We start from the raw sequence: 11,828 nt of genomic DNA on the forward strand, positions 1-11,828 counted from the left end.
TCAGGTAGACCAAGAATAATTAGACCAGGAATAATTAGACTAGAAATAATTTAAGAGAAAATCATTAAAAAGTGATGCGTTGGCTCAAATGATTTTACTTTGGTATAGTTTGTATTGCGAATGTTTGCTTTATAAAATGCAGGCTTTTAATTTTCGGAGGTTAAAAACTAATCTATTATGACAAATAAAATATACTGGGGAGTTGCGATGGTATGGCTGACCTTATTGACTCAGTGCCTTCCTAAGGATACCAGAGCCATAGAATACAACAACAAGATTGTTAGCATTCAAAAAAAAATAAATACTGGGTTAGATAGCTTTTACAAAACGCTGGAAAAGGGCGATTCGGCAGCTATAGTGCCCGCGTATGATACATTGGTGAAAACAATCAATGACCAATTGATTGAGGCTAGAAACTTAAAACCTTTGGGCAAAGACAGTACTTTTAAGGCTACAGCTTTGGGGTTGTTTGATGTATATCACCGTATTATCGAGGTAGACTTTGCTCGCATGGTGCCTTTGCTGATGCAAGCAGAAGTGTCGGAAGAAGAAAAAAACTTATTGGTGGATATGGAAAAAAAGCTGAAGAAAGACGAAAAAGCGGCTTACCAAAAGTTTAAAAAAGCGCAACAGGCTTTTGCCAAAAAGCACAACTTTAAACTTGAGTAATTGAATTTGTGCGCTTTTAATTGAGTGGGTGTATCAGGGGAGAGCATTTTTTCTGAAAAAGGTACAAACTATTTTAACCCTAATAGGTACAACTAACCGCATAAACTCAGCTGACGAGTATTTTGGTGCAGGGTTTTCTTATAAAAGAATCTTTAGGAGAATATACCCCCGAAAAACCATATTTCCGCCTCGGGCAGTGTCTCCACGCCCGATCGAAACCTTGTGCTTGCAAGCTTCAGAGGTGTTTCTCACTTTTTATAAGAAAGCCCTATATTTTGGTGGGCGTTTAGAATGGCTTGTGAGGCAAGTGGTTATCTCACCTAAACAAAGTACTCACAAGCAATTTGCAAATAGTTGATGATCCTATTGAATATAAATTCCTTAGTGTTATTTCTAATACTCCGCAGTACTTTTGGTGAAAGTTGTTTGCTGGTAATCAGTCATTGATGAATTTAAAAACTATTTAACTGGTTGGTGTAGGCTAAAACTGAAACCCTTTTAAAAATAAAGTGAGTAAGCAATCTTAATATAAAATACTGATTAACTTCGTTGAGCTCACAAGTTCGGTTTACAGTATTTAACAAGGTAAACATTTACTCGAATCAGCTATGGACTACCGACTAAATACTATGGACTATTGATTTCAAAATCTTTACTTTATTACTGAACGTATGGAAAATCAAGAACAATTTACCTTTTTTTGGGAAACCCGCTCGCCACTTTCTCAATGGCATCCATCAGATTTTACTGTAGATGGTGTTGCTTTCAACTGTGCCGAGCAATATATGATGTACCAAAAGGCGAAACTATTTGAAGATGAACAAATTGCCGCGCAGATTTTACGTACAAAAAAACCACGCGATCAAAAGGCTTTAGGGCGAAAAGTACGCAATTTTGATGCTACAACTTGGAATAATCATTGTAAGAAAATTGTCTATGACGCCAACTATGCCAAGTTTACCCAAAATGAAACCTTAAAAGCTTCTTTGTTAGCCACCACCGGAACCACGTTGGTAGAAGCAAGCCCTTATGATAAGATATGGGGCATAGGTTTGGCTGTTGACCATCCCGATGTCCAAGACAAGAGTAAGTGGCAGGGAACCAACTGGTTGGGTGAAGTGCTTACCCAGTTAAGAGACGATTTGATAAGTGGAGCATCACCAATGAATTGAGCCAGTGAAATATATTGTTGTTAGTTTATTATTGATAGTGGTGTGTGTGTTGCTGATGCAAAACCACCAAAATATTTCCAACAACGATGCCGCTGGATTTGCCCTGAGCAATGCCCCTAAAAAAATCAAAGAAATAGCTTTACCTGCTGGTTATCAGCGGGTAACATTAGTTCCAAGCTCTTTTGGCAGTTATTTGAGAAACCTACCTTTAAAATCTAGTCCTACAGTGTATTTATACAATGGTCATCGCAAGCGCAACCAGCAGGCACAATATGCCGTGCTGGATGTGGATGTAGGCAAAAAAAACCTGCAACAATGTGCTGATGCTGTAATCAGGCTTAGAGCAGAATACTTGTATAAAAACAAGCTGTATTCCCGTATCCAGTTCCACTTTACCAATGGTTCTTTGGCTTCTTATGCACAGTGGTGCAAGGGGTTTAGAGCAAAAGTAAGGGGCAATAAAGTACGTTGGGTGAAAACGCATGGTTTTGATGAATCTTATGCTACTTTTCGCCAATATCTCGAAACAGTGTTTATGTATGCAGGTAGTTATTCGCTGAATAAAGAGCTGCAAAAAGTACCCTGTATAAGGGATATACAGGTAGGCGATGTTTTTATCCAAGGAGGGTTTCCAGGACATGCGGTATTGGTGGTAGATGTGGCACGACATTCGCGTACTGGAGTGTTGTTGTTTATGCTGGCACAAAGTTACATGCCAGCACAGGATATACATATATTAAAGAATCTGAACAATAAACAACTAAATCCGTGGTACAGTGTGGCTCAACTAAGGGCTGAACTTGAAACCCCCGAATGGACTTTCAAAAAGAATAATTTAAAAAGGTTTTGAAATGATGAAAAAATCGTTGTTGTATGTGTTTGTAATGACATTAATGGTGGTTGCAAGCTGTGATAAAAAAAAGCAAAACAAAGAAACAGACGAAACTACCAAAGATAGTACTAAGGTAGAGAAAAAAGATGAACCAAAAGAGCCAAAAGTGTATCCAGGGTTTGACAAGAGCTATGCAGGTACACTGGGTAAAGATCAGGCGATTAAAATGAACCTGAGACGTTATGACGATCAGCTTTCGGGCACCTATTGGATGGTGGCTGATGGCAAGGATGTGTTGTTGAACGGTACCCTGAAGGAAGGTGCTTTTGAACTGAATGAGATAGATAAAGAAGGGAACCTGGGAGCCAAAATTACTGGTACACTAGAAGATCAAGACGCAAAAGTAATGGGGGAGTGGACAAAAGAGGGCAAAACACAGAAGTTTGAGCTTACATTGGCAAAGCGTTTGAAACCTTCACCCTGGAAACTTGACCAAAAAGAAGTTGATGAGCACTCTAAAGTAGGCAGTTGCTATATTCATGTATCTTATCCTCAGTTTAAAGGCATGAGTGATGTAAAAATGCAAACCAAGGTGAATAACTTAATTGAAAAACACTTTCCTATTCATGAAATGGAAGCATCATTGCTCGACTGTAAGGATAGTTTTAAAGATGATGTAAACTACGGGGTGAGTTACTTGCGTGGTAGTTTGATCAGCATTACCAAAACGCATCACCTTACAAGGGCAGGAAAACCATATCCGGGCGAATCCTGGGGGATTAACTTGAATTTTTATACAGGTAAAGTGTATGAGTTGCGCGATTTTTTTAAGCCTGACATGATCACCGAATTGAATAAGTTTTTGCAGGAAAAAGTAAATGAGAACTGTGGAGGAACACTGACTGAAGAACAGCTGGCGCGTATTGAACTAAAACCTACCAATAAAGAAGGTTTCTCACTGACTGATAATAGAAGTTTTAAGGGAAAAATTACCCGGGAAGGCAAAGTTATTTTTCACTTGACCGATCGTGTACCAAGCAAATTGAGAAGCTCTGGTTATGTAAAAGTGTACTACCATGCGCTTAAGAAATTTATTAACCCTTATGGCCCTTTGATGTCAGTGCTGGATCGTTATGAGCGTCAAACGTCTAAATAGTAAAGCAACCACCACCAACTAATAAGGTACTACATATACGACACACAATATATAATACAACACCCCTTAGAGACTTGTTCTTTAAGGGGCTTGTTGCTTTAGGGCTTAAGCACTGTGACCCTATAGCTATCTCTAATCATTTGCACAAGTGCTTTCAGCTTTAGATCACTATAATTGTTTGTGCTGTAATTGTCGTTTTTAAGTTTTAGTTTTTGGCTTAAGCTTAATACATATTTTTTAGGTTTTCTCTATGCTTTACCTTATATGTTTTTGGTCTATAAAGGTTGGGTCAATGATGTTGTGGTGTTTTTTGGGGTATTGGACGTTGAGTTTGGTCAATATTATTCTTTTTGCTTTAGGCTTATTTACTTTGTCATATAGCCTTATATTTACCTTTAGGTCTAAGCTTGCTTCGTTATACAGTTGGGTAGACAGATGAAGCATTTGCCAGTGGTAGCATTTATAGCGATTTATATATTTCGCAAAGTGTTCTTCGTCTGTTTGATGTCTCAAGTCTACGTGAAGGGTTATACGAGTATCGACAGCAGTTTCTTCGTGTAATATGATCATCAGAGGAACGATAATGTCTTGGAAATAATCGGCTAATAGCTTGCTGTGAAGTTGGGTAATGTATGTATGGGTCCTGAAAATGACAAACATGACCAAAAATGAAGGGAACATAGACCAAAGGCTTAAGTTATGGAAGACGAAAATGAAAACCATTGGTCCTACAAAAAAGATGAGTAAACCCAAAGGGATGCCTACAATAGTTGTCCAAAAACTAAAATTACTTAGTTTTACACTCAAGGTTTGGTTATACAAAAGAATACCTTGAAATAAGTCGAGCCATTCTTGCGATGTTTTACTTCCGTGAATTTGTTGGGTGTTTACAACCTTCGCCTGCTCAGAGGTGAGCTGGGCAAGCACTTGTTTATAGTGAGGATATTTTACCCCATGAGTACGAGGTTTTTGGGTTGTAAGTAGACTATTCATACTGTTGGGTTTAGTGGGTGGTTGAATCAAATATACGAATGCTCACACATTTTTTTTGGGAAAAACTCCCAATATTTTTAACCCAATTCACTGGGGCGTTCAAGTAAACTTGCTATTTTTGCCACCCGTTTTTTCGAGAAAATTGTTAAATTGCATTTATGGAGAACTTTGTAGTATCGGCTCGTAAATATCGCCCTGCCACATTTGATACAGTTGTTGGTCAATCACACATTACCACTACGCTCAAAAATGCAATTAAGAGCAACCAACTAGCTCAAGCCTTTTTGTTTTGTGGTCCTCGTGGGGTAGGCAAAACCACCTGTGCGCGTATCCTTGCCAAAACTATCAACTGTTTGACTCCTACCGAAGATTTTGAAGCCTGTGGTACCTGTGAGTCTTGCGTGAGTTTTCAGAACCAAGGTTCGATGAATGTATATGAGTTAGATGCTGCCTCTAGCAACAGTGTTGACGATATTCGTAACTTGGTAGATCAGGTGCGCTATCCACCCCAAAGCGGCAAACGCAAGGTATACATCATAGATGAAGTGCACATGTTGTCTAACTCGGCGTTCAATGCTTTTCTGAAAACTCTGGAAGAACCTCCCGAATATGTGATTTTTATCCTTGCTACTACCGAAAAGCACAAAATTATCCCTACTATTTTATCTCGTTGTCAAATCTTTGATTTTAAACGCATTGAGGTAAAAGATATGAGTGGGCATTTGGCAAATATTGCCCAAAAAGAAGAAATTGAAGCGGAACAGGATGCGCTTGACCTAATTGCTCAAAAGGCAGATGGGGGGCTGCGTGATGCTTTATCTTTGTTTGACCTGATCACAACCTTTTCGGCAGATCGACACATTACTTACCAAAGTGTAGTAAAAAATCTGCATATACTCGATCATGATTATTATTTTAAAATAACAGATGCTTTATTGGCGCAGGATATGCCCCTGGTACTCTTGTACTTTGACGAAATTCTCAGAAAGGGTTTCGACGGTCATATTTTTATTGCGGGTTTGGGCGCGCATTTACGCAATGTCATGATGTGCAAAGATCCTGCAACTGTAAAACTGCTTGAGGTCTCTGAGAAGGTAAAACAACGTTTTGCTGAACAAGCCCAAAATGCCTCTGCATCGTTTTTACTATCTGCCTTGAACCTTGCCAATGACTGTGATTTGCACTATAAAAGCAGTAAAAATCCCAGGTTTTTTGTAGAATTGGTGCTGATGAAAATGGCCAACCTAAACAGAGTCATTGATTGGGCGCAAAACCCCGTAGAGATTGCAGGACAGCCCCCCGCTGATCCTGAAAAAAAAAAGCCTGAAACCAACGTAGCCGAGCAAAATAACAGCCATCAACAGCAGCAAGCCCCACCTCCGGCAAAAATGTCGCTGGAATATACCAAAAAGGAGAATCCCAAAACCCCCGTCATCCCTAATAAGCCTGATGTTACCCTAAAAGTAGATACAAGTAATGGGAGTGTACAAGCATCTGACAATACGCCTTTTACTAAGAAAGAATTGCTGCTTGCACTCAATGACTTTAAGGGCATTTTAAGAAACTTTCCGCAAGATGGGGAGAAGGCTAGAAAAGCCGCTGAATATTTGTCGGCAGGCGACATTTCTATAGAAAATGGGCACGAAATCACCCTCACTTTTAGTGACGAAGCGCAGGAGAAAGTGGTCGCAGCGTATTTGGAGAAGGTACAAAAAAACCTGCGTAATAAACTGAATAACCAGGCTTTAACCCTTAGTTCTAAGTATGTATATGTAGAGAAAAAGAAAAAGATATATACTCCTTACGACAAATTTCAGTATTTGAAAGAAAAACACACCAAATTGAACGATTTAAGTGCACGCTTTGGGCTAGAAGTAGATCTCTAAGGAATGGTGAGAAAATAAATTACCGATTTCGGGGTAGAGATTTTATTCTGAGACGAGGCACTTTTTGCGGGCGTAGCCATAGCTACGGCCAAAAAAAGTAACGAAGTATCAGGATGAAAGATTACTCCCAAACTGAAAAGTTATTTTTTTTCCATTCCTAAACAAGTTCCTTATATTATTTTATACCTTGTCGGCTTGCTCAAAGCGGTCATTGCCATTTACTTGAAACTCAACCTCAACACTGTCTTTGTGTGTATAGTCAAAAAATGCCACTACATGATGCTCTGTAATGATTGCCAGCTGTTTGTCGCGACAATAACGCCTCAAAAAACGCCAGCCTATGTTCATTGTGTGTAGTAGTTCCACAAATTCGTGAAAATTGTCAAGTTGGTCTAACCAATGCTTTTGTTGTTGGTATTCCAGAAAAAAGAAGTGGTTATGGGGGGTAACCGTGAAGTGACTTACCTCGTGAAAAACAAAACATATTTCAAGTGCTCCACCAAAAGCATAAAAATAAAACATATCGGTATATTGAGAGTCTGTATACAATTTTTTACCCAATACTTTCTTGTCAAATTTTTGGTAAACCAAGTATTCAGTGTCTCCTGTTTTTAAACCTTTGAGCTTGCCTGTTTTTAAAAAATCATAAATATTCATTGATTGAGTTTTTGGTTAAATCTGTCGAGTTTAATAACTAAATTGCCTAAGAATTGAGTTGTATAAATCTCACAATTAAACGATATAAAAAATGCAAATCAAAACTTTGACGCCTAACCTGATGGTAAACAATGTAGCAGAAACCATCATGTATTATAATAGTATCCTGGGGTTTGAGTTGGTACAAACCGTGCCTGAAACTCCCCCTTATGACTGGGCGATGGTGTCTACCGATGGGTTGGCGCTGATGTTTCAGTCAGTAGATAGCATGAAAACCGAGTTTAAACCCCTAGAGCAACAAGCAACGGGTGGGGGGTTAAGCTTTTACCTGAGAGTAGAAGGTGTAGAAGATCTATACGAAAAGCTGAAAGGCAAGGTAACAGTTGTAAACGACCTCAAGGAGAGTTTTTATGGAATGACTGAGTTTTCTATACAAGACCTCAACGGCTTTGTACTTACCTTTGCCGAAAACTTAAACCCTTCAGTAGCCACTGAAAGTAGCAAAGAAACTGAACAGAATTAAACGATGGTTGTCTAAAAACAGTTGATCCCAGCTTAGATTGCCACCTTCATTGCTAAGTTTATAGAGTGAGGCAAACCATTTGGCTTTCAAAACTGAAAAGTGAGGTGGTTTGAGACGGTAAAAGTAGCCAATAAAATAGCAACTTATAGTTTCACTTATTGTAACACCTGCTTTACTGCCTCAAACATGCTCTAAAGCAGTAAAAATGCTTTTTAAAGAGCCTTTGCTAAAAAACGCTGGAATGAGTAGTAATTTTATTGTAGATACACTTAATTTGTGAAGCATCATTTTGAGCGTTGTTAAATCTACAAAAGATAAAAAAAGTGATATGAAATACATTCTAACCAAATTGTTTTTAGTAGCATTCGTTGTGGGTGTTACCCAGCTAGGTTATGGCCAAATGACCTGGAAAGTAAAAACTGACAAGGCTAAAATTACTTTCAGTGAGTTGGGATCAGGAGCTGAAGGCACCTTTTCGGGGTTGGATGCTACTATTCAGTTTGCCCCCACCAACTTAAACAAGTCAAGTATTAAAGCGCGTATCAAGGTAAGCACAGTCACTGCCAGTGAAGGTGAAGATCAAGCAAAAGATATTTTGTCGAAAGACTATCTTAACGGGGCAAAATATCCCTACATTACCTATGAATCGAGTAAAATAAAGAAAACCGACAAAGGTTTTGAGTTGATTGGAAAGTTGACCATCAAAGAAACTACAAAAGTGGTTAAAATCCCTTTTTTATTTACCAAACAAGGTAAAACAGCAGTATTTAAAGGTAAAATAAATATTACATCCAAAGATTTTGGGCTGGCAGCAGGGGAGGTAGTCATTGATTTGGAAGTACCAGTGAAACAGAAGTAATAGAACGAATTTTGTTAAATTACGATCAATAAGTTTTTACATTAAATGTATATACATATATTTGTGTCATTCATACATAAAACAAACTCTAAAAAATCTTTATAAAACTTATTATCAAAATGAAAAAAGTATTTTTAACATTTGCTGCGCTTACCTTAATGGCTACTATATCGTTGGCTCAAACCAAATGGAAAATGGATGGTGCCCATGCTTGGGTAAATTTTAGTGTGATGCACCAAGGTTTATCTTTTGTCAATGGTAGTTTTAGCAAGTTTGATGCAACTATAGAGGCAAACAGTAAAGACTTGAAAGGGGCTAAACTGACTGCAAGTATAGACCCGGCAAGTGTAAACTCTGGCGTAGAACGAAGGGATAAGCACTTAAGGTCACAAGATTTCTTTGATGTAAAAAAATACCCTAAGGCTACTTTTGTAAGTAAAAAGTTTAAGAAAGCAGGTAAGAATAAATACAAAATTGTAGGTGATTTTACCCTGAAAGGAGTAACCAAAGAAGTCACAATGGATGCAAAAGTATTGGGTAATTTTGAAACTAAAAAAGGAAGCAAAATGGGTATCCATGCTACTACCACCATCAACCGTTACGACTATGGGATAAGTTATGCTAAAGGTAAAAATGCTCCTAATGGTAAAGAAGCATTGGCCAGTGATATAAAAATCACAATCAACATGGAATTTACGTCGAAGAAATAGTACGCTATTCGATGGATAAGCAAGAGCAAAACAGTCATACACTGTTTTGCTTTTTTTTGGAGAAACTTTTATAAATAATACCAACCCTACCTTTTAAGCCCTTATTTGCCTTTATTACTGCGGCTATTGTTTAACTTTGTATTTGTATTGAAAAACCTCTGTCAATATTTGTTCTGGTGAGAATAAACAGATTTTAAAGTAAGCAAAACGTGTGTTACAAAACAGGCAAAAATGCCCGCTATAAACAATGGTTGTGTTACCTCTTTCCTTTATTTTTGTGTTGGATTCTCATCTACCCACCCGATTTTTTTGTGTTCCTTTCGTTACAAGCACTTGCCTTACAAATGGTGGTAGGCTGGGGACTGGTCATTGTCTTATTTCCGTTTTTTGGCAAAACCCGATACATACCCCCACATTTACTTGGTGTGTTGGGATCAGTGTGGTTCTTACAACCTTATGTACAAACTCAGCCTCAAAAGCCAGCCAAACTAGCAGATACCTTTAAAGTGCTGCACCTCAATGTACACGGACGTAACACGCAACATGCGCAACTAGTTGAACAATTATTAAGGCAAGAAGCTGATTTGTTGGCCTTGATAGAGGTAAACCATCGCTGGGCTAAAGTACTTAAGAAGGGTTTACACAAACAATACCCTTATGCTTTTGTGTACCCGGTAGACAACCTATTTTCGGGCATTGCCATATTTGCCAAATATCCTCTCAAAAATGTTCAGTATATCTTCAACGATGAACCACCTACTGTAGTAGGTGATGTATTATTGCCTCAAGGCAAAGTTCATTTTATCAGTACCCATATCAGTGCGCCTATTTTGCAAGGACGTATTCCTCGGCGTTATAGCCAAATGGATAAAATAGCCCAGCAAATAAAGCAAGACCAAGAGAAACCCTTGGTATTACTGGGTGACTTCAATGCGGTACCCTGGGAACGATTAATCAGAGATTTTAAGCAAAGCACCCACATGCAAGACACCCGCGCCTCATGGTTGCCTACTTTCCCTACTTGGGCTTTATGGATGGGCATTCCTATTGACTATATTTTTTACTCGCCCCCATTGTATTGTCAACATTTGAATACTTTTCAGAACACCGGGGCTGATCATGTGGGTTTGGTAGGGGAGTTTGGGCTAAAGTAACAGCAAAAGAGTAGGGTGTTTTTTAATTACTGCAAAAAAAAGTAGAACTTGCTCCCTGGTTTTACAAAGGGCAGCAGGCAGGAGCGACCGCAGCCCATAAAAAGTGGATAAATGGAGAAGTTAGACATTGTATTAAAGTACTTTCCTGATTTGACTGATGCCCAAAAGGAGCAGTTCATTAAAATGAATGAGTTGTATCAGGATTGGAACGAAAAAATAAATGTAGTATCACGCAAAGACGTAGATATGTTATATGAGCGTCATGTATTACACTCGTTGGGCATAGCTAAAGTTATACAATTTAAGCCAGGTTCAAAAGTACTTGACTTGGGTACAGGAGGTGGTTTTCCAGGAGTACCGTTGGCTATTATGTTCCCCAAAACCGAGTTTTACCTTGTAGACTCTATTGCAAAAAAAATAAAAGTAGTACAAGAGGTCGTGGCTGGTTTGGGGCTTACCAATGTAAAAGCTGAGCAGGTAAGGGTAGAAAAAGTAGACGACGATTTTGATTTTATCGTATCACGGGCAGTAGCCCCTCTCAAAACTTTGCATAATTGGTCGCAAGATAAGTTTTACAAAATGTACAACCATGAACTCAAAAATGGTTACCTGTTGCTTAAAGGGGGCGATTTGACCGAGGAATTGGCAGAGGTAAAACGAAAGAAGAAAGTGTTTGAACTGAGTGATTTTTTTGAAGAAGAGTTTTTCGAGACCAAAAAAGTGGTATATGTACAAATGATGAAATAAATGAGAAAAGCCGGGTAAATGCCCGGCTTTTTTGTAATATTTATAAATACTTTTGTTGAATAAGGGGGATCGTTTCCTGTATTTTGGAGGTTTTGATAGGTTCGCCAATGGTAAAAAACTTCCACTTGTCTCCATCACGTTTAAGCTTACCCATCACCATAGACACATAACCAGTAAACGAAAATTTAAATGAGAGATTATACGTGGCAAATACAGCATCTACTTGCTCTTCGTTACCTTCAAAAATTCGGATTTTAGAATAAGGAATTTTGGCAAAATCCTGCCCATTATAAGAATTAAGATAAAAAACAATCTGATCTACCCTTTTACTTACCTTATTCAGGTTGATTTTAATAATCTCGTTGTCTAAGTCATCATCCCCGTCCCAGTCACCTACCCGGTCGTCACCACTATGCACAATGGCACGGTCTTCGGAGCGCAGGTTGTGGTAATAAATCGTTTCTATCACC

General features: G+C 38.5%; 13 protein-coding genes. 10 read left to right on the plus strand and 3 right to left on the minus strand.

What is annotated here, in order from left to right; translation table 11 throughout:
- Positions 1–177: 177 nt before the first annotated feature.
- From M23134_RS36515 to M23134_RS36530, 4 genes are all read left to right on the plus strand, one after another.
- On the plus strand, positions 178–669 hold the full coding sequence (locus tag M23134_RS36515) for an LIC11966 family surface protein (protein WP_002705911.1): 492 nt from the start codon (positions 178–180) through the stop codon (positions 667–669).
- Positions 670–1,340: 671 nt separating this feature from the next.
- Positions 1,341–1,841: an NADAR family protein gene (locus M23134_RS36520; protein ID WP_002705915.1), complete on the plus strand. Its 501-nt coding sequence runs from the start codon at positions 1,341–1,343 to the stop codon at positions 1,839–1,841.
- A gap of 4 nt (positions 1,842–1,845) precedes the next feature.
- Positions 1,846–2,691, plus strand: a complete 846-nt coding sequence (locus tag M23134_RS36525) for a DUF4846 domain-containing protein (RefSeq protein ID WP_157558830.1) — start codon at positions 1,846–1,848, stop codon at positions 2,689–2,691.
- Position 2,692: 1 nt separating this feature from the next.
- Entirely contained in the window at positions 2,693–3,829 is a 1,137-nt protein-coding gene (locus M23134_RS36530; protein ID WP_002705918.1) for a hypothetical protein, read from the plus strand.
- Positions 3,830–4,084: 255 nt separating this feature from the next.
- On the opposite strand, the gene M23134_RS36535 is transcribed toward M23134_RS36530, so the two are convergent.
- Positions 4,085–4,822 carry a hypothetical protein gene (locus tag M23134_RS36535; protein WP_045115049.1) on the minus strand — a complete coding sequence of 246 codons (738 nt, stop codon included), beginning with the start codon at positions 4,820–4,822 and terminating at the stop codon, positions 4,085–4,087.
- A gap of 158 nt (positions 4,823–4,980) precedes the next feature.
- On the opposite strand from M23134_RS36535, the gene M23134_RS36540 reads away from it, so the two are divergent.
- Positions 4,981–6,708, plus strand: a complete 1,728-nt coding sequence (locus M23134_RS36540; protein ID WP_002705922.1) for a DNA polymerase III subunit gamma/tau — start codon at positions 4,981–4,983, stop codon at positions 6,706–6,708.
- 180 nt (positions 6,709–6,888) lie between these two features.
- Here M23134_RS36540 and M23134_RS36545 read toward each other — a convergent pair whose 3' ends face one another.
- Positions 6,889–7,365 (minus strand): hypothetical protein, encoded by a 477-nt coding sequence (locus M23134_RS36545; protein ID WP_002705924.1) that lies wholly within the window; start codon positions 7,363–7,365, stop codon positions 6,889–6,891.
- A gap of 91 nt (positions 7,366–7,456) precedes the next feature.
- Between M23134_RS36545 and M23134_RS36550 the strand changes: the two genes are divergently transcribed.
- From M23134_RS36550 to rsmG, 5 genes are all read left to right on the plus strand, one after another.
- Positions 7,457–7,888 (plus strand): VOC family protein, encoded by a 432-nt coding sequence (locus M23134_RS36550; protein WP_002705926.1) that lies wholly within the window; start codon positions 7,457–7,459, stop codon positions 7,886–7,888.
- A 328-nt stretch (positions 7,889–8,216) separates the two neighbouring features.
- Positions 8,217–8,747: a YceI family protein gene (locus M23134_RS36555; RefSeq protein ID WP_045115050.1), complete on the plus strand. Its 531-nt coding sequence runs from the start codon at positions 8,217–8,219 to the stop codon at positions 8,745–8,747.
- Between the two features lie 119 nt (positions 8,748–8,866).
- Complete coding sequence (locus M23134_RS36560) at positions 8,867–9,457, plus strand: YceI family protein (protein WP_002705933.1); 591 nt, start codon at positions 8,867–8,869, stop codon at positions 9,455–9,457.
- A 209-nt stretch (positions 9,458–9,666) separates the two neighbouring features.
- A complete protein-coding gene (locus M23134_RS36565; protein ID WP_002705935.1) occupies positions 9,667–10,611 on the plus strand; it encodes an endonuclease/exonuclease/phosphatase family protein in 945 nt (314 codons plus the stop codon).
- A gap of 111 nt (positions 10,612–10,722) precedes the next feature.
- Positions 10,723–11,358: a 16S rRNA (guanine(527)-N(7))-methyltransferase RsmG gene (rsmG, locus tag M23134_RS36570; protein WP_002705937.1), complete on the plus strand. Its 636-nt coding sequence runs from the start codon at positions 10,723–10,725 to the stop codon at positions 11,356–11,358.
- A gap of 40 nt (positions 11,359–11,398) precedes the next feature.
- Here the strand turns inward: rsmG and M23134_RS36575 are convergent.
- Positions 11,399–11,828 (minus strand): TerD family protein (locus M23134_RS36575; protein ID WP_045115051.1); only part of this gene is annotated, 430 nt, incomplete at its 5' end.

Origin of the sequence: Microscilla marina ATCC 23134, assembly GCF_000169175.1 — a bacterium.
Classification (GTDB): Bacteria; Bacteroidota; Bacteroidia; order Cytophagales; family Microscillaceae; genus Microscilla; species Microscilla marina.